Below are 18,055 nucleotides of genomic sequence, written 5' to 3'. Positions count from 1 at the left end.
AGCCGCTTCTATCGATACGCAAGAAGAGCGGTTATCCCTTGGATTTTCTTTGCCCCGTGCCGTCAGGTCCCGGGCTTTCGGGCCTCGATGATCCCGATCGCACCGGTTGGCGTGCGGAACGTCTCAAGCTCGCGAACATCGCAAAAGCCTGCCTCTCTCATCAGCACCGGGAGCAATCCATCGGCGTTGGGCTGGGTGTCCTGGACGCCGTCGAGCTGCTGGATCGTGAGGCGGAACAACAACCGCATGAGGCGGCTGCGCTGTTCCCCATAGTCGGCAACATAGAGTTTGCCGCCCGGCGCGAGCACCTGCCGGGCCTCGCGTAGCAGACGTGCCTTTTCCTCAAGCCCGACCTGATGAAGGACGAGGCAGATCGCAATCTTGGCAGGCGGGGGCCAGTCATCGATCGCCGAAGCCGCGAAAAAGCCAACTCGAAACTCCGGCGGTGGAACAATCTGCGCGGTCTTCGTTCGGGCAATTCGCGTCGCTGCCTCGTCGGGGTCGAAACCAAGATAGCGGACGTCCCGGCTATGGCGAGCGATCGCCAGCGCAAGATTTCCCGTACCCGAGCCGATATCGAGAATGACGTCACCCTCGCCGAGCGCCATATGGCGAACGAGACGGTCGCGCCACACGCGCTCGCGCGTTGTCACCGCGACGCCGAAATCATAAAAGGGCGTCAGGAAGTGATATCCTGCCGCTGGCGTGTAGGATCTTGCTACGGGTTTCGGGTCGGGCATGGCCGTCTCCTTTCGACGCTTTGGCTTGCCGCCGGATTGCGGCCGCAATCGCCGGTCTCGACGAGACGCTTAAGGGCAAACAGGCGCGGCAGTCTTGAATGTTTCGCCGGGGCGACGCGGTGCGAGGCGCATCCGGCTCAGGGCACGATTTCGAACGCGAAGGCACTAAGGCCGGCCGAAGGCGTCACGCCTAGCCATTGAGCGCAGCGGCGCGTGAAGTGCGATTGATCGGCGAAGCCTCCCGCCGCCGCGGCGTCGGCAAGACCTCCGCCGCCGACCAGCGTCCGCACGGCGCGTTGAAGCTGGAGCCATTGCAGCAATTTGGCCGGAGGCACGCCGAAGTCGCGGCTGACGATTTCGCGGAGGCGCGAGGGCGAAAGGCAGGCGACGTCGGCCAAGGCGCGCGCGGTCGACAAATCGTCAGGGGCCGCGAGCACTTCGGACAGGCGGGCATCCACCGGACGCGCCTGCGAGCGGTCGAGATAGTCGGACGCCCAGCGCTTCGCGTCCGCGCCGCTTGCGATGTCACCTAGTCCGGCTGTCTCTATCGGCGTCAACAGGACAGGCGCCGATCCGGCGGACAGCCGGGTGCCGGCACGAAAAAGCGGGTCGAGATAAAATGACCGCACGAGGGCGCCCGGCGGCCCGAGGCGGTGCCGGACATGCGACGCTATCGCAATGGCGTGTCCGGCGGGAACTATCAGGTCGGCATCACCGGAAATTTCGAGGTCGCGTTCGATGGCGAGGCTGATCTGGTGCGCCACATGGTTATGGGGACGGCTGCTCCCGATGCGCGCGTCAATGAGCGCCCAGCCGGTCCCGAGCATGATCGAACCCGACCAAGAGGCGGTGCTTGGGGTCAAACCGGATCGGCGGTGACGAAGGGTTCGAGCGTACCGAACCAGGCAACCAGCGCGAGTATGGCGAGCGCGGCCGACGCTTCGATGATGAGGCTTCTGCGCATGGCTGCAATCGCGAGGTCGGGGTCGGCGTCGACATTGTCGGTATCGGTCCCCGGGACGGCGGCCGCGAGCGCCGGGGTCAGCCGCCAGCGGTTCGCCGCCGCGAGCGCCAGCATCAGTCCGAACAGCGCAAGCTTGGCGAGAAGCAATTGTCCATAGGGCGAGCCGAGGGAACGGCCGAGATTCTCGGCGCCGACGATCATCTGGCTGTTGACGAGGCCGGTGGCGGCGATGACGAGGACGCAGATCGTACCGACGCGCGAGAATTGATCGAGGCTCCGCGCCGCAATTTGGAGTCCGCCCGGCCATTCGCGGACACGACGTGGTGAGATCAGGATCAGGAAGGCGCCGATCGCGCCGATCCAGACCGCCGCTGCAATCAGGTGCAAGATGTCGCTGATCCGGTGCACGGTGCCTGCGGCGCCTTCGGTCGCGCCGGCGTGGCCGGACCAGACCAGACTCGCGACGGCCACCGAGCCCGCGGCCGCGAGTACGGCGGCCGAAGTTGTCGGCCAGCGGACCATCCAGATCGCGACTCCCAGCGCGAGCAGCAGCGCTGCGCTCCGGTAGACCCAGGCTGTGCCGACCTCGGTCTCGCGAACAAGGTCCCAAAAAGGCTGGAGTTCCAGGGAGAGGAGCCCCACACCCTGCATCGAAGCCGCGAGCACGCCCATCCCCAAGATGGAGAGAAGCAGTCCGGCGGCGCAGAGCCATCGCTCTGCGCGCCAGATCGAGGCCATCATCGACTGCGGCGCAAGGCGTTCGCTCCGTGTCAGCGCAAAAAGCGGGAACGCAGCAAGGCCGGCGATGAGCATCAGGTCCGCATAAAGTGCGAACCTGATGCCGATCAGAACGGGGTCCCCCACCGTCTTTTACTTTACGGTGAAGCTGAATTCGCTGCCCATGCGGTGGGTATCAGCGCCCGCCGCCGACCATGTGACCTTGTAGGTTCCGGCTGTCAGCGGCCGCTTGAGCATCAGCATCGCCGACTTGCCCTCTTTGCCCATCATCGACGAGTAAGGCACCTTCATCGGGGCATGATTGGCCATGCCGGGCATGCCGGTCATGACCAGCTCGGTCTTGAGGGTCGAGGCGACGATCTTTTCGTTGAACTGAAGATTGACCGACGTGACCTTCGAAACGGTCGAATTGGCGGCGGGCGTCGAGCTGACGAGCTTGGTGTGCGCGCTTGCCGTGGCCGGCATGAGAAGCAGAGCGAAAGCCGCCGCTGCAGAGGGGAGAAGAGACTTGAACATGAACACCTCCAAATGCGTGTCTGTCCTGCTAATACGCAGGATATCGGCATGGCCCTCAAATATTCCGGAATAATATTCTGGTGTGAGGGGTGAGGCGCTTCGGCGCGTATGTACAATGATGGAAAGGTTTGAAGAGACGATCGATGGATAAGGAGCTTCGCATTTTGAACAGGATCGATCTGCCCGCAGCGCTCGATGCGCTCGATGATCGCATCATGGGCGCATTGGCGATCCGCCGGCGCGAAGCGGTAGCGATGCGCCGCCTGATGGCGCTCGCGGCCTTTGTCTCGCTCGGCGGCGGTGTCTTTGCGGGGAGTGCGATTTCCCAGCCGGCGGTCGCGGCAAGCCCCCTGACCCCATTCGGCCCGCCTAGCGCATTGGTGCCTTCCACCTTGCTGGATGTACAGTAGCGATGCCGTCGCGCCGTCTTCTTCTCTTGGGGCTCATTGCCTTCGCCGCGGCGATTGCCGGCGTGTTCATCGGCCGTCTGGTAGCCGATGCGCCCAAAGCCAGCGAAACCGAACTTCATGCGCTTCTCCACGGCCAACTCGACCTGACCCCGGAGCAGGAAAAGAAACTCGAGCGGATCGAAGCCGACTTCGCCGGTCGCCGCCAGGCGCTCGAACTCGAGATGCGCGCCGCCAATGTCCGGCTCGCGCAGGCGATCGAAGCCGAGCATGGCTATGGACCGCGCGTCACCGAGGCGATCGACGAGACGCATGAGGTGATGGGGACATTGCAGAAGGAAACGCTCCAGCATCTCTTCGCGATGCGCGGGGTTCTCAACCCCGATCAAGCGGAAATGTTCGACAAAAGCGTGGTCAAGGCGCTGACCGCCGATGCGCGGTGAGCGCCGACCTATCGCAATGTAGCGACCAGGATCTGGCGGCCTTTGCGCGCGCGCACCGCGAAGACGCCTATCGCGAGTTGCTGCGCCGTTACAAAACGGGCGTCTACCGGCTCATCGTAAAGCAGATCGGCGATGCCGACGAGGCGATGGATTTGACGCAGGAGACGTTCGTCTCCGGCTTTTCGGCGCTCGATCGCTATGATGGCGAACGCCCCTTCCGCACATGGATCGCCCGTATCGCGCTCAACAAATGTCGCGACTGGGCACGACGGCGAAAGGTGCGCGCCTTTTTCTCCCGCGCGCTCCCGCTCGAAAATGCGCATCACGTAGCAAGCGATGGTCCTGGGCCCGATTCCGCGGCGACCGACAGGCGAGAGCTCGCCAGGGTTCGCGGGGCGATCGATCAGCTGCCGCAGAATTTGCGCGAAGTGTTGCTCCTCCGCGGTGTCGACGAGGTCAGCCAGGCCGAAACAGCGGTCATTTTGCGGGTCAGCGAGAAAACAGTCGAAACGCGCCTCTATCGAGCGCGGACCAGGCTCCGGGAATTGCTCGCGGGAACATCTGCGAGCGCCGAGGGTTGAGGGTTCGACCGCTCGTTCAGGCGGCATCTCCTCATCGTCCGGCATTTTTATTGAGGGGCAGGCGTGCCGCCTGCGTATAGCTTTAGGAACAGTCAGTAACGGTCGGAAAGAATATGCAGATGGAAAGGCGTCGGTTCGTCAGTGGAGCTTTGGGTGGAGGGGCTGCTGCGGCGATGGCCGCATGGTTCCCGGCCTGGGCCCAGCCGGTGTCGTCCGGCATCACCGCGCCGCTTCCGACCGTATCCGGCAATGACATAACGCTGCGCATCGCGCGCCAGACGATGCGCATCGACGGCAAGGTCAGTCGCGCGATCGGGATCAACGGCACCGTGCCCGCGCCGCTCGTCCGGCTGAAGGAGGGACAAAACGCGCGCCTCACCGTCGTCAACGATCTCGACGAGGACAGCTCGATTCACTGGCACGGCCTGATCCTGCCGTTCCAGATGGACGGCGTGCCCGGCGTCAGCTTCCCCGGGATCAAGCCGCGCTCGAAGTTTGTCTATGAATTCCCGGTCGTTCAATCGGGGACCTATTGGTATCACAGCCATTCGGGGCTTCAGGAACAGCTCGGCCATTATGGCCCGATCGTCATCGATCCCGCGGGCGCCGACCCGATCGGCTACGACCGCGAGCATGTCGTCGTCCTGTCCGACCACAGTCAATTGTCGCCCGAGGCGATCTTCCGCAAGCTCAAGGTCAATCCCGGCCATTTCAACATGCAGCGCCAGACGCTGGCGGGCCTGCTTGCCGGCAAGGATCAACCGCTCAAGGAGCGGATCGATTGGGGCAAGATGCGGATGGACCCGACCGACGTCGCCGACGTCAATGGTTCGACCTACACCTTCCTCGTCAACGGCCATGGTCCGCGCGACAACTGGACCGCGCTCTTCAGCCCCGGCGAGCGGGTACGCCTGCGCATCGTCAATGCGTCGGCGATGACGATCTTCAACGTCCGTATCCCGGGCCTCAGGATGACCGTCGTCCAGGCTGATGGGCTCAATGTCGTGCCGACCGAAATCGACGAGTTCCAGATCGCGGTCGCCGAAACCTATGACGTCATCGTGACCCCGGTCGAGGACCGTGCTTATACGCTCGTTGCCGAGGCCAATGACCGCTCGGGCATGGGACGCGCGACGCTCGCACCGCGCGCTGGCATGGTCGCCGAGGTGCCGCCGCTCCGCGAACGGCCGCTCGCGACCATGAAGGACATGGGCATGGGCGACATGTCGGGCGGCGCGATGGCGGGTATGGACCATTCGGGCGGCGATATGGGCGCCATGCCCATGCCGGCGAGCGACCCTTCTTGTCCTCCCGAACATGCCAAGATGGGCCATTGTACGCCAGCGGGGGAAAGCGGCGCGATGGCGGGCATGGATCATGGATCTGGCGGAGGCATGCAGCACAGCATGCGCGACTTCAGTGTCGCGCCGCAGGTCAAGCGCGATCCCAGCGTTCAGACGATCTCGCCGATGCCGATGGATCGCATGGGCGAGCCGGGGCAGGGACTGGAGAATGTCGGGCACAAGGTGCTGACCTACCATGACCTTGTCGCGCTCGAGCGCAACCCCGATACCCGCGCCGCCTCGCGCTCGCTCGACATCCATCTGACCGGCAATATGGAACGCTTCATGTGGTCGTTCGACGGCATCAAGATGTCCGACTATCACGAGCCCATCCCCTTCATCGAGGGAGAGCGCGTGCGGATCAACCTCATCAACGATTCGATGATGAGCCACCCCATCCACCTCCACGGCCATTTTTTCGAACTGGTGACGGGCAAGGGCGACCGGTCGCCGCGCAAGCATACGGTGCTTGTCCAGCCGGGCGGCATCGCGAGCTTCGATTTCACCGCCGACGCGCTCGGCGACTGGGCGTTCCATTGCCACCTTCTCTATCACATGCACGCGGGGATGATGCGCGTCGTCAGCGTCCGTCCGAAGGGAGACGGCGAATGACCCGGGTCGCGCTTCTCCTCGCGGGTATCGCCCCGCTGGCCTTTGCTGTGCCCGCCGCGGCGCAGTCGATGGATCATTCGATGCATGGTGCGGCGCCCGCGCCGACACCCGCTCCCTCGCCAACGCCAGCACCCGTAGCGCAGTCCGCGCCCGAAGCGCCCGCCGAAGGGTCGATGGAGCAGATGGACCATGGGAACATGCAGGGCATGGACATGGAACCCGAGGCTTCAAGCTGCCCGCCCGAACATGCGGCGATGGGTCATTGTACGCCTGAGGCGGAAGCTCCAGGCAAGGGCGCTTCGGACATGGGTGCGATGGATCATGGCGCACCGCAGCCGTCCGATCCCGATTGCCCGCCCGAACATGCCAAAATGGGCCATTGCACCCCGAAGGGCGGATCTGCGGACGCGATGGCGGGAATGGAAGGCATGGCGACCACGAGCAGCGCTAGCGGCACCGATTTGCCGCCGGGCGATGCTACCGCGCCTGCGCCTCCCGGCGACTGGTATGCCGATCGCATTTATCCCCAAGCCGAAATGGAGCATTCGCGCCACGACATGATGAAAGAGAATGGTGCGCAGACCATCGCTTTCATCAGCTTCAACCTTGCCGAATATCAGGCGCGCAAGGGCCGCGACGGGTTCCGCTGGGACGGTGAGGCTTGGTACGGCGGCGACATTAACCGGCTGACGATCAAGAGCGAAGGCGAGGGCGTGTTCGGCGAAGGCATCGAGAGCGCCGAGGTACAGGCGCTCTACAGCCGGGCGATCGGACCCTATTTCAACGCGCAGGCGGGTATCAGGCAGGATCTTGGGCCCGGCCCCGACCGCACCTATGCGACGATCGGCTTCGAGGGGCTCGCCCCCTATTGGTTCGAAGTCGAGGGCGCGCTGTTTCTTTCGAACAAGGGTGATCTGCTCGCCCGGCTCGAAGGCTATTACGACCAGCGCATCACCCAGAAACTGATCCTCCAGCCGATGGCGGAGGTCAATTTTGCGCTCCAGGATGTCCCCGAGACCGGCGTTGGTTCGGGGCTTTCGGATTTCGAGCTCGGGCTTCGCCTGCGTTACGAGGTCGTGAAGGAATTCGCGCCTTATGTCGGCGTCGAATGGGCGCGCAAGGTCGGCGATACCGCGCGTTTTGCCCGCGCCGCGGGCGAGGATGCGAGCGGCGTCAGCTTCGTGATGGGGGTGCGGGCCTGGTTCTAGAAGTTTCGCGGGGTGGCGACACGTCGAGGAGAAATGCCGTGAAACCAGCCTATCGCAGCCTCGCGCTGCAGACGATCGTCAGCGGCGTCATCATGTATCTGGTGATGTTCGTCATGATCGACCGCCTCTCGAGCTTCTACAATAATCTCAACATGCTCTACATGACGCTGATGATGGTCTCGCCGATGGTCGTGCTGATGATCGTCGCAATGCCGGGCATGTTCCCGTCGAAACGTCTCAATACGTTCCTGCTGCTGGGATCGGCAGTTGCCTTCTTCGGGAGCTTCGGGCTCATCCGGACACAGACGACGATCGGCGACACGGCCTTCTTGCGTTCGATGATCCCGCATCACTCGGGCGCGATCCTCATGTGTGAACAGGCTTCTCTCAAAGATGCCGAGATACGCGAACTCTGCCGCGGCATCATCGCGGGGCAGGCGGCCGAAATCGAACAGATGAAATCCATTCTCGCGAGGAAATGACATGAAAAATCTGATGACGCGCCGTCATCTTTTCGGCCTGATTGCGGTCGGATCGGGGATGGCGCTTGCGGCATGCAATTCTGCCTCGGGCCCGGCGGCGACCAGCGATAAGAATGGCGCGGCGCCCGCGCCGGGCGCCGAGACGTCCAGCCCCAAGCGAATGCTCGTTTATCGCGATCCCGAATGCGGCTGCTGCGAAGCTTGGGCGGATATCGCACGCAAGGCCGGTTATGATGTGACTGTCGAGAACCGCGCTGACATGGCCGCCGTAAAGACGCGATATGGTGTGCCTGGCCAGCTGGCGTCGTGCCACACGGCCGTGATCGGCGGCTATGCGATCGAGGGTCATGTGCCGATGCGGCATGTTGCGAGACTCCTCCACGACAAGCCACGCGACATTCGCGGAATCGCCGTGCCCGGCATGCCGCGCGGTTCTCCGGGAATGGAAATGCCGGACGGAAGCGCGGACGCATTCGAAGTGATGGCATTCGGCAGCGACGGCAAGGTTTCTGAATTCCGCGCATGACCTGCCGACACGAAGAGGAGACAGATATGACGAGATTCATTCCCCTAGCGAGCGCCGCCGCGCTGATATTTGCTCTGGCAGGATGCGGCACTGAGCCCGCGCAGCAGAGCGACGTCACACCGGAACAGAGTGAGGTCACTGCCGGTGAGCCGCCCGCAATGGTCGAGACCATGCCCGTAGCGGACGAGCCGCCCGCCGCGTCTGCCCCGGCGGCGCCGACCGAAGAAGCGATGCCTCCGGAGAAATCCCGCCCCAAGCAAGAACCCGCCGCGAAGGCCGCTGTGCCGCCGCGGGCAAAGGCCGCGCCGGAAGCGCCGAAACCTGTCGAACCCGAACCCGATCCTCATGCCGGGCACGATATGGACAAAAAATAAGGAGCATGTGCCGACGCGGCATGTCGCCCGGGCGGTCGAGGACAAGCTGCGCGAAGTGTCCGGCATCGCCGCGCCCGGCATGCCGCGCGGTCGGGCGCTGCTCGATGCCGCAGCGAGAGATATAACCATATGGAATAACCATCTCGTTTATAGCGATGAGTGGTGATTATTTCTGGTCATGCCAAGGCCGCGAAGATAGCTCGGTGGCGAAGCCGAGAGCTTTCGCAAATGGGAGGGGACCATGAGAAAATTGCTTCGCACGAGTGGCTCGATTATCGCCGTCCTGGCAGGCATGTCGGCCGCCGCCGCCTTCGCGCAGGATAACGCCAAAGAGGCGCCGGGGCCAGGCGCGTCGCAGGGCGAAATCGTCGTGACGGGTACGCGGCGGAACGATCTCAAGGCGGCCGATTCCGCTCAGCCGATCGACATCATCACCGGTGCCGAACTGCTCGAAAAGGGCACGGCCGACATGAATGATCTCCTGCGCACCGAGGTCCCGTCGCTCAATGTCCAGCGCCTCGTCAGCAACGACGGCGCCGTTTTTACCCGGCCTTTCTCGCTGCGCGGCCTGCCGCCGGACCAGACGCTGGTGCTCGTGAATGGCAAGCGGCGCCATCGCGGCGCGACGGTCCAGTTCACCAATGTTCCCTATATCCGGGGATCGCAGGGACCCGATCTTTCGGCGATCCCGTCGATCGCGATCGGCCAGCTCGAGGTTCTGCGTGACGGCGCGTCGGCGCTCTATGGATCGGATGCGATCGCCGGCGTCCTCAATTTCGGTCTGCGCCGCGACCGCGAAGGCGGATTGCTGATCGCCCGCTATGGCCAATTCTATAAGGGCGACGGCGAGGATTTCCTCGTCCAGGGCAATGTCGGGCTTCCCTTCACCGACGCCGGTTTCGTCAACATCAGCGGCGAATATGTGAACGCCAGCACGACGTCGCGCGGCATTCAGCGTCCCGACGCGCAGGCGCTCATCGATGCCGGCGTTCAGGATGTCCCGGTCCCGGCGCAGCGCTGGGGAAATCCCGAATCCGAGGCGGCGCGCATCTTCGTCAATGCCGGCATCGAACTGTCGGAGGAGATGGAATTCTACACCTTCGGCAACTATAGCTGGAGCCGCGGCACGACGGCCTTCTTTTACCGCAACCCCGATGCCAGCTTCATTTCCACCTCGATTCCGCTCACCAATACGCCCGGAGGACAGCGGTTCAGCTTCCGCCAGCTCTTTCCCGGCGGTTTCACCCCGGATTTCGGTGCCACGGTGACCGATGCGGCGCTGGCGGCCGGCCTCAAGGGCGAATTCTCCTCGGGCCTGACCTATGACCTCAGCGCTTCCTATGGTCAGAACCATGCTTCCTACCGGATCGAAAATACGGTCAATCCGTCGCTTGGCCTCGCGTCGCCGACCTCCTTCAAGCCGGGGCAGCTCGAGCAGCGCGAACTCGCTTTCAATCTCGATCTCACTTACCCCATCGCGATCGGCACCTCCGATCCGCTGACGCTTGCAGGCGGTCTCGAGTATCGGCGCGAGACATATGAGATCACGGCCGGCGACATCGCATCATGGCAGGTTGGTCCTTTCGCGTCGGTCATCGATCCCGATACCGGAAACCGCGTCGGACTGCCGGTCGGCTCGAACGGCTTCCCGGGCTTCAGTCCCATCCAGGCGGGCGAGTTCGCGCGCAGCAACTGGGCCGCCTATACGTCGCTCGAAGGCAATCTCACCGACGCGCTCCAGTTCGGCCTTGCCGGCCGCTACGAGAATTACTCGGACTTCGGCTCGAAATTCACCTGGAAGATCAACGGGCGATATGATTTCTCGGACGTCTTCGCGGTGCGCGGATCGGTCAACACCGGCTTTCGGGCGCCGACGCCGGGCCAGTCGAACGCCTCGCAGGTCCAGACCAACATCGACTCGATAACCGGGGCGCCGCTGACCGCAGGCATTATCGCGCCCAACAATCCGGTGGCGCAATTCTTCGGCGCGACGCCGCTTCGGCCCGAGAATTCGTTCAACGTCGCCGGCGGCATCGTGGTGAAGCCCTCCAATCGCATCACCTTCACGCTCGACTATTTCAACATCAAGGTCGAAGACCGGATCGCCGTATCGGGCAATTTCAATCTCACCCCGGCGCAGCGTGCGCAGCTCGCGGCGCTTGGCATTCCCGGTGGGGATTCCTTCCAGCAGGTGAGCTTCTTCACCAATTCCTTCGACAGCCGCACCCAGGGCGTCGATGCGGTGCTCACCGTGGGCTTCGACCTCGGCGACGGCAAGGCCACGCTCGGCCTCAACGGCAACTATACCAAAACCGATGTCATCAAGGCCTCGCCGGTGATCACTGCGGACCGCGAGCGGCTGCTCGAACTCGAGGGCTTCGTTCCGAAGTGGAAGGGCAATGCGTCCTTCACTTATGCGGGCGAGCGCTTCGGCTTCGTCGCGCGCGCGAACTATTATGGCAAATGGACCGACTATGGCGCCGCACCGGCTGCCGACCAGACGGGCGGCGCCGAACTGCTGGTCGATCTCGAGCTGTCCTACAAGGTTAGCGACATGCTCAAGCTCGCGGTCGGCGGCGAGAATATCTTCGACAATTACCCCGACGTCGAGGCGCGGCAATCCCAGATCAACAACGGGATCCGATATCTCCGCTTCGCGCCGACGGGGTTCAACGGGGGCTTCTGGTACGTCCGCGCGACCGCCTCCTTCTGATCGGTGGCCGTGAGGGCCGTGCGGCGTCTTGTGTCTTCAGCTGGCGTCGGAGCCGAACATCGCGTCGCGGTGGGATTCGAGCACCGCGATAAAGGCCGCAGCGACTTGGGACATCGGCCTCAACTTCGGCGTGAAGAGCATATATTCGAAATGGACCTCCGGCGCGAAATCACGGACCGTAAGGCCCCGCTCGGCATAATCCGCTGCGGTCACGGGGTTGAGAATCGAACATCCGACCCCCTGCATGACAAGCGCGCAGATGGTCATCGCATATTGGGTTTCGATGACCATCTCGCGGTGGACGCCCGCGTCCTCGAAAATGCGGTCGATGCGGTGACGCACGCCGTCCTCGAGCGCGAGCGAAATGAAGGGCTCGCCCTCGAGATCGGCCGGCCGGATGACGTCCTTGACGGCCAAGCGGTGGCCGGCAGGGAGAACGCAGGCGCCGGGGCAGCGCAGGAAGCGCTCCATCCTTATGCCGGGCAATTCGCGCGCCGGCGTCGCGAGCCCGATGTCGAACTGCTGGTTCGCCATCCATTGCCGCACCGTCGAGGAACTGCGGGTCTGGAGCTGAACGGTGACGCCGGGATGTGTCTCGCGAAAGGCCGCGATCACACGCGGCAGGAAACTGACCGCGAGCGCCGGAAGGGCGGCGATCCGGAGCGTGCCGGTCGCCATGTTGCGGATGTCTTCCGCTACCCGCTTCAGGGCCGCAATGCCCGAGAAGCTCCGCTCGACTTCGTAGAAAAAGGCGTCGGCTTCGGGCGTCACGGTGAGCGCGCTGCCGCGCGAACGCAGGAAGAGCTGAAAGCCCAGCTGATGCTCGAGCTCGGCAAGCATCTTGCTCACCGCGGGTTGCGACAGGTTGAGCGACTGCGCGGCCTGGGTGACCGATCCCGAGAGCATCACGGCCCTGAAGGCTTCGAGGTGACGCAGGTTCATCGGACATCGCTCCCTATAGCTATTTCTTATGGCGCTAGCATTGAAAGCCTCGTTTATGAATAGGTCGCACGCATCGCGCCGCTGGTTACCGGCGCTGCTCGCCGCAGGCGCCCTGTTACTCGGCGGCTGCGGCCGCGAGCCCGCCGGCACCGGTGGGCATGAAATCGCCGCGGCGAAGGGATCGACGCTTGCGCGGATTCGCGCGCGCGGAACGCTCAATTGCGCAATTCATACGGGGCAGCTCGGCATGTCCTATCTCGACAAGCGCGGGCGCTGGCAGGGGTTCTTCGTCGACTACTGCCGGGCGCTCGCCGCTGCGGTCCTCGGCGATGCCCGCAAGGTCCGGTTCATGCCGGTCGCCTCGAACAAGCGCTTCACGATCGTGCAGACGGGCGAGGCCGACGTCCTGTCGCGGACGACGACATGGACGCTGACGCGCGACACCGACCTCGGGGTGAATTTCGTCGGCACCATGTATTATGACGGGCAGAGCTTCCTGGTGCCCCGGCGATCGGGTGTGCGGCTTCCGACGGATCTCGATGGCGCATCGATCTGCATCACCAAGGGGACGACCTCCGAACTCAACACCGCCGAATATTTCGAGCGCAAGGGGCTGCGTTTCCAGTCGGTCGTGTTCGAGAATCCCGAGGAAGCCAAGCTCGCCTTCTTTGCCGGGCGGTGCGACGCGATGACCACCGATGCCTTCACGCTGACCGTGATCCGTCTCGCCGATACCGCGCATCCGGACGATTATGTTGTGCTGCCCGAACGACTCACCAAGGAGCCGGTAGGTCCCGTCGTGCGCAGCGACGACGAGCAATGGTATGAGATCAACAAATGGGTGCTGAACGCGCTCTTTGCTGCCGAGGAAATGGGGGTCACCCGCGCGAATGCAGCGCGCATGCGCATGGCCTCGCGTGACCCCGAAGTGCGCAAGATGCTCGGCGGCCTGCCCGGATTCGGCAAGTCGCTCGGCCTCGACGATGACTGGGCGTATCGCGCGATCGAGGCGACGGGCAATTATGGCGAAATCTTCGACCGGCACATTACGCCGCTCGGCGTCGAGCGCGGGCAAAATAAGCTCTATCGGGACGGCGGGCTGATCTACCCGTTGCCGATGCGATGACCCATACGCAGAGGCGCCTTGTAATCGCTGCGTTGCCCTGGCTGCTTTTGGCGGGCGGAGTTGTGGCCGCCTACGGCCTGTTTGCGACATTGGCTGACAATCTTGCGGACCGAAACATCCGGACGGGGTTCGGTTTCCTGTTCGACCGGGCGGGCTTCGCGATCGGTGAAACGCTGATCGCCTACGCGCCGGGCGATTCCTATGCCGCGGCGCTGGCGGTGGGTCTTCTCAACACGCTTCTGATATCGGCGCTCGGTATTATCTTCTCGACCTTGCTCGGCCTTGCAGTTTGTATGGCGCGCCTGTCGACGAACTGGCTGCTTGCTCGGCTCTCCGGCCTCTATATCGAGCTGGTTCGCAACATCCCGCTGCTGCTCCAGATGTTTGTCTGGTACGCCGCATTGTTGTTCGGTCTCCCTGCTCCCGGCCAGGGTGATGTCGGTGCGGTCGATCTCGACAACCGCGGACTGCACCTCCCGGCGCTCACGCTCGCCGATCCAGTAACGCCGCTATTGCTGATCGCGCTTGCGGCTTGCGCTTTTCTGTTTGTTGCCTATCGGCGCAAATACGTTGGAGCCGGGACCGCGCTAGCCCTGACCGGCATTGTCATCCTTCCGTTTTTGCTGTGGGGCGCGATCGATCTGCCGCGGGCGGGGCGTTTCGGAACCATAGGCGGCCTCTCGCTCTCCACCGAATTTCTGACGCTGGTCGCCGGCCTTTCCGTCTATGCCTCGGCCTATCTGGCCGAGATATTCCGCGGCGCGATCCTCGCGGTTCCCGCGGGGCAGCGCGAAGCCGCGAAGGCGCTCGGGCTGTCGCCGGCTCAGGCGATGGGACGGATCGTGGTTCCGCAAGCGCTGCGCATCGCGATACCGCCGATGACGAGCTGGCATCTCAACACGATCAAGAACAGCTCATTGGGCGTGGCGATCGGATATCCCGAGTTTGTTTCGGTCGTCGACACCGTCATCAGCCAGACGGGCCAGGCGATCGAGGGCGTCGGCCTGATCGTTCTGACCTTCCTCCTGCTTTCGCTGTCCTTGTCACTCGTCACCGGCCTCTACGCGCGCCGGATGGGGTGGAGCGTTACCGGACAGCCCGGCCGGAGCATCCAGACGGCGACCCTCGAACCGTTTCCGCTGCGCTCGATCGCCGCCTGGCCGTCGTGGATCCGGCGCAACCTGTTTAGGGGAGGGCGCCAATCGATCCTGACGGTCTTAATCCTCGCCCTCGCCGCGCTGGCTGCCGGCAAGGGCCTGTCCTGGCTGTTGATCGACGCGACCTATTCCGGGGGCGCGGCCGAGTGCCGCTTGGCCAGCGGCGCTTGCTGGCCTTTCCTCCGCGAAAATGCGCGGCTCATATTGTTCGGAACCTATCCCGAAGCCGAGCAGTGGCGCTCTGCGGCGGCGGCGGCCATACTGCTTTCCTGCCTCGCGCTCTCCTTCGTCCCGCGATTCTGGAGCAGCCGCCTCGGTCTTGCCTGGCTCGGCGCGATCGCGATCGCCATGCTCCTGCTGCGCGGTGGGGTCGCGGGCCTCGCTTATGTGCCGATGGAGAAGTGGAGCGGCCTGCCGGTCACATTGCTGCTCGCGAGCATCGCAGTGGTCGGCGCTTTCCCTCTCGCCATCCTTCTCGCATTCGGCCGCAGGTCGGCGCGGCGCGGCATTCGCTGGCCGAGCGTCGCCTTCATCGAGCTGGTTCGCGGAACGCCGCTGATCGGAGTGCTCTTCCTCGCTGCGGTCCTGTTCCCGCTGTTCGTGCCCTCCTATCTCTCGATCGACAGCCTGCCGCGCGTCCAGCTCGCGCTCATATTCTTCACTGCCGCCTATATGGCCGAGGTCATCCGGGGCGGCCTGCTGGCGGTTCCCGTCGGGCAAGCCGAGGCCGCGCATGCTCTTGGCCTCACCAAATGGCAGGCGCGGCGCCATATCCTGTTGCCGCAGGCGCTGAAAGTCAGCGTGCCGGGGCTGGTCAACACTTCGATCAGCGAGGTCAAGAACACGACGCTCGTCCTCATCGTCGGCGTCTTCGATTTGTTGCAGACGACCCGCCTCTCCTACGTCGAGGCGCAATGGCGACCCTATTTCGCCGAAGCCTATCTTTTTACCGGGACAATCTTTTTCCTCCTCTGTTTCTCCCTGTCCCGGCTCAGCATGAAGATCGAACGGAAACTAAACTATGCAGGATAATCACGACAGAAAATGGCCCGGGGAGCCGGCAAGCCCGAAAGGGCGCGCCTGGCAGGATCCGACGCGTGCCGTGCACGGCGGTCCCCGTCCGTGCGATCAGCGGGGCCTCATCAATCCGCCCGTCGACCGGGCCTCCACCATTATCTACGACAGCGTCGAGGCCTATATGGACCGGCACCAGGGTCTCTACGATGAGGTCATCTATGGCCTGTACGGAACGCGAACGACCTTTGCGCTCGCCGAGGCTGTCAGCGAACTTGAAGGCGGCTGCGCGACCGTCATCACCTCGTCCGGAACCAGCGCAATCGCGCTAGCCCTCACGGCTTTCGTGGCCGGGGGCGACCATCTGCTCGTCGCGGACTGCGTCTATGGGCCGACCCGCAAGTTTCTGACCGACGTTCTCGCGCGTTTCGGGGTCGAGGTGGAATATTTCCGGCCCGATATCGGAGCGGAGATTGCCGGGCTGTGCCGCAGCAACACCCGGCTCATCTATATGGAGACCCCGGGCTCGCAGACATTCGATATGATCGACGTCCCCGCGATCACGGCGGTTGCGCGCAGCCGGGGCATATTGACCGCTCTCGACAACACCTGGGCCACGCCGCTCTTCTTCAAGCCCTTGGCCCATGGCGTCGACATCTCGCTTGCTTCGGCAACCAAATATCTCTCGGGGCACTCCGACTGTCTGCTCGGCACGATGACGGCGGCCAGCGATGCCGTCTACCGCCAGCTCAAGGACGCGGCGGCGCGCTGGGGCAACTGCGCGAGTCCCGACAATTGCTATCTGGTCCACCGGGGCATCAGGACGCTCGATGCGCGCCTTGAACGCCACCAGCGCACCGCAGCGACGCTGATCGAATGGTTCGCCCAGCAACCCGAAGTGGTTGCGGTCCGCTATCCGGCTCATCCCGCCGACCCCGGCCATGCAATCTGGAAGCGGGATTTCACCGGTGCTTCCGGATTGTTCGGTGTTCAGCTCGATGGCCTGACCCCGCCCGAAACCAGCGCCTTTTTCAACGAATTCTCGCTATTCCAGCTCGGTTCGAGCTGGGGCGGCTTCGAAAGTCTCGCGGTTCCGGCGTGGCCCGCTCCGATCCGCGATTTTCCCAATGGCGAGGCAGATGGGGCGCTGATCCGCATTCACGCCGGCCTCGAAGCGCCGCAGGATCTGATCGCCGACCTCGCCGCAGCCTTCGCGCGGGTACGAGCGCTCCGCGGCCGGGGGCAGGCGTCATGACCGACGCCTCGGGCCACGCGGCCGTCAGCTTGCGGCAGGTCGACAAATATTATGGCGCCTATCATGCCCTCCGCTCGATCGACCTCGAAATCGCCCCGCGCGAGCGGATCGTGATTTGCGGCCCTTCAGGCTCCGGCAAATCGACGCTCATTCGCTGCATGAACAGGCTCGAGGTGCCCGACTCCGGTGCCGTCCTGATCGAGGGAACCAGGATAACCGACGCGTCGCGGGAGGCCGTTGCGGCGCTCCGCGCCGTCGGCATGGTCTTTCAACAGTTCAATCTGTTCCCGCACAAGACGGTGCTGGAGAATTGCACCCTCGCGCCCGTCCTGCTCGGCGGCTTGTCTCTTCCGGAGGCGGAGGCGCGCGCCATATCCTATTTGGACAAGGTGAGGATTGGCGACCAGGCGGGCAAATATCCGGGGCAGCTCTCGGGAGGGCAGCAACAGCGGGCCGCGATAGCCCGCGCTCTGGCGATGGAGCCCCGGATTCTTCTCTTCGACGAGCCGACATCGGCGCTCGATCCCGAGATGATCAAGGAGGTACTCGATGTGATGACGTCCCTTGCCGGCGAAGGACGGACGATGGTGTGCGTGACGCACGAAATGGGATTCGCGCGCGAGGCGGCCGATCGCATGCTTTTCATGGATCAGGGCCAGATCATCGAAGACGCAAGGCCGGCAGATTTTTTCGCCGCGCCGAAAAGCGAGCGCGCACGGACCTTTCTCGAACAGATACTTTCGCATTGAGCGGCTCAAGTCGGTCGCGCCCCCAAGCTGTGCCGACCCACTTAATCATGTCATTTCATAAGCAAGCCGAGGGAGGGGCCCGCCGGCTCCTTGCGCGAAAAGGCTCAGGCCGGAAAAAATTTCAAAATTGATGAGGGGTAGAGCTTTGGGGTGCGTATCTAGTAA

General features: G+C 63.7%; 18 protein-coding genes. 13 read left to right on the top strand and 5 right to left on the bottom strand.

What is annotated here, in order from left to right:
• Positions 1-62 precede the first annotated feature (62 nt).
• The 4 genes from A3E77_RS07970 to copC form a co-directional block, all read right to left on the bottom strand.
• Positions 63-740 (bottom strand): class I SAM-dependent methyltransferase, encoded by a 678-nt coding sequence (locus A3E77_RS07970; protein WP_003046415.1) that lies wholly within the window; start codon positions 738-740, stop codon positions 63-65.
• Positions 741-877: 137 nt separating this feature from the next.
• Positions 878-1,567, bottom strand: coding sequence for a helix-turn-helix domain-containing protein (locus tag A3E77_RS07965; RefSeq protein WP_003046411.1), 690 nt, complete (start codon positions 1,565-1,567; stop codon positions 878-880).
• Positions 1,568-1,599: 32 nt separating this feature from the next.
• Positions 1,600-2,568 (bottom strand): copper homeostasis membrane protein CopD, encoded by a 969-nt coding sequence (gene copD, locus A3E77_RS07960; RefSeq protein ID WP_003046408.1) that lies wholly within the window; start codon positions 2,566-2,568, stop codon positions 1,600-1,602.
• A 6-nt stretch (positions 2,569-2,574) separates the two neighbouring features.
• On the bottom strand, positions 2,575-2,958 hold the full coding sequence (gene copC / locus A3E77_RS07955; protein WP_011542702.1) for a copper homeostasis periplasmic binding protein CopC: 384 nt from the start codon (positions 2,956-2,958) through the stop codon (positions 2,575-2,577).
• Between the two features lie 164 nt (positions 2,959-3,122).
• On the opposite strand from copC, the gene A3E77_RS07950 reads away from it, so the two are divergent.
• The 9 genes from A3E77_RS07950 (at position 3,123) to A3E77_RS07905 (ending at position 11,647) form a co-directional block, all read left to right on the top strand.
• Positions 3,123-3,368 carry a hypothetical protein gene (locus A3E77_RS07950; protein ID WP_137870392.1) on the top strand — a complete coding sequence of 82 codons (246 nt, stop codon included), beginning with the start codon at positions 3,123-3,125 and terminating at the stop codon, positions 3,366-3,368.
• Positions 3,369-3,370: 2 nt separating this feature from the next.
• The gene (locus A3E77_RS07945; protein WP_003046401.1) at positions 3,371-3,808 is read left to right on the top strand and encodes a periplasmic heavy metal sensor; all 438 of its coding nucleotides are present in this window, start codon (positions 3,371-3,373) and stop codon (positions 3,806-3,808) included.
• On the top strand, positions 3,805-4,389 hold the full coding sequence (locus A3E77_RS07940; RefSeq protein ID WP_003046398.1) for an RNA polymerase sigma factor: 585 nt from the start codon (positions 3,805-3,807) through the stop codon (positions 4,387-4,389). The genes A3E77_RS07945 and A3E77_RS07940 overlap by 4 nt, the downstream gene beginning before the upstream one ends.
• 119 nt (positions 4,390-4,508) lie before the next feature.
• The gene (locus A3E77_RS07935; protein ID WP_374046507.1) at positions 4,509-6,344 is read left to right on the top strand and encodes a copper resistance system multicopper oxidase; all 1,836 of its coding nucleotides are present in this window, start codon (positions 4,509-4,511) and stop codon (positions 6,342-6,344) included.
• Positions 6,341-7,552 (top strand): copper resistance protein B, encoded by a 1,212-nt coding sequence (locus A3E77_RS07930; protein ID WP_003046391.1) that lies wholly within the window; start codon positions 6,341-6,343, stop codon positions 7,550-7,552. Before A3E77_RS07935 ends, A3E77_RS07930 begins: the two co-directional genes overlap by 4 nt.
• Positions 7,553-7,644: 92 nt before the next feature.
• On the top strand, positions 7,645-8,034 hold the full coding sequence (locus tag A3E77_RS07925) for a DUF305 domain-containing protein (RefSeq protein ID WP_223181178.1): 390 nt from the start codon (positions 7,645-7,647) through the stop codon (positions 8,032-8,034).
• A gap of 160 nt (positions 8,035-8,194) precedes the next feature.
• Positions 8,195-8,560 (top strand): DUF411 domain-containing protein, encoded by a 366-nt coding sequence (locus A3E77_RS07920; RefSeq protein ID WP_234715625.1) that lies wholly within the window; start codon positions 8,195-8,197, stop codon positions 8,558-8,560.
• 26 nt (positions 8,561-8,586) lie between these two features.
• Complete coding sequence (locus A3E77_RS07915) at positions 8,587-8,934, top strand: hypothetical protein (protein WP_003046382.1); 348 nt, start codon at positions 8,587-8,589, stop codon at positions 8,932-8,934.
• 241 nt (positions 8,935-9,175) lie between these two features.
• The gene (locus A3E77_RS07905; protein ID WP_054589301.1) at positions 9,176-11,647 is read left to right on the top strand and encodes a TonB-dependent receptor plug domain-containing protein; all 2,472 of its coding nucleotides are present in this window, start codon (positions 9,176-9,178) and stop codon (positions 11,645-11,647) included.
• Positions 11,648-11,683: 36 nt separating this feature from the next.
• Here A3E77_RS07905 and A3E77_RS07900 read toward each other — a convergent pair whose 3' ends face one another.
• Positions 11,684-12,589 carry a LysR substrate-binding domain-containing protein gene (locus tag A3E77_RS07900; RefSeq protein ID WP_003046376.1) on the bottom strand — a complete coding sequence of 302 codons (906 nt, stop codon included), beginning with the start codon at positions 12,587-12,589 and terminating at the stop codon, positions 11,684-11,686.
• A gap of 55 nt (positions 12,590-12,644) precedes the next feature.
• Between A3E77_RS07900 and A3E77_RS07895 the strand changes: the two genes are divergently transcribed.
• The 4 genes from A3E77_RS07895 (at position 12,645) to A3E77_RS07880 (ending at position 17,890) form a co-directional block, all read left to right on the top strand.
• On the top strand, positions 12,645-13,715 hold the full coding sequence (locus tag A3E77_RS07895; protein WP_003046368.1) for an amino acid ABC transporter substrate-binding protein: 1,071 nt from the start codon (positions 12,645-12,647) through the stop codon (positions 13,713-13,715).
• Positions 13,712-15,904, top strand: a complete 2,193-nt coding sequence (locus A3E77_RS07890) for an ABC transporter permease subunit (protein WP_293644783.1) — start codon at positions 13,712-13,714, stop codon at positions 15,902-15,904. Before A3E77_RS07895 ends, A3E77_RS07890 begins: the two co-directional genes overlap by 4 nt.
• A gap of 70 nt (positions 15,905-15,974) precedes the next feature.
• Positions 15,975-17,141: a cystathionine beta-lyase gene (metC, locus tag A3E77_RS07885; protein WP_232003384.1), complete on the top strand. Its 1,167-nt coding sequence runs from the start codon at positions 15,975-15,977 to the stop codon at positions 17,139-17,141.
• Entirely contained in the window at positions 17,138-17,890 is a 753-nt protein-coding gene (locus A3E77_RS07880; protein WP_039578994.1) for an amino acid ABC transporter ATP-binding protein, read from the top strand. Before metC ends, A3E77_RS07880 begins: the two co-directional genes overlap by 4 nt.
• Positions 17,891-18,055 lie beyond the last annotated feature (165 nt).

Source organism: Sphingopyxis sp. RIFCSPHIGHO2_12_FULL_65_19 (genome assembly GCF_001830555.1).
In the GTDB taxonomy this organism is placed as follows: Bacteria; Pseudomonadota; Alphaproteobacteria; order Sphingomonadales; family Sphingomonadaceae; genus Sphingopyxis.
This window is presented reverse-complemented; position numbering and strand designations above follow the sequence as displayed.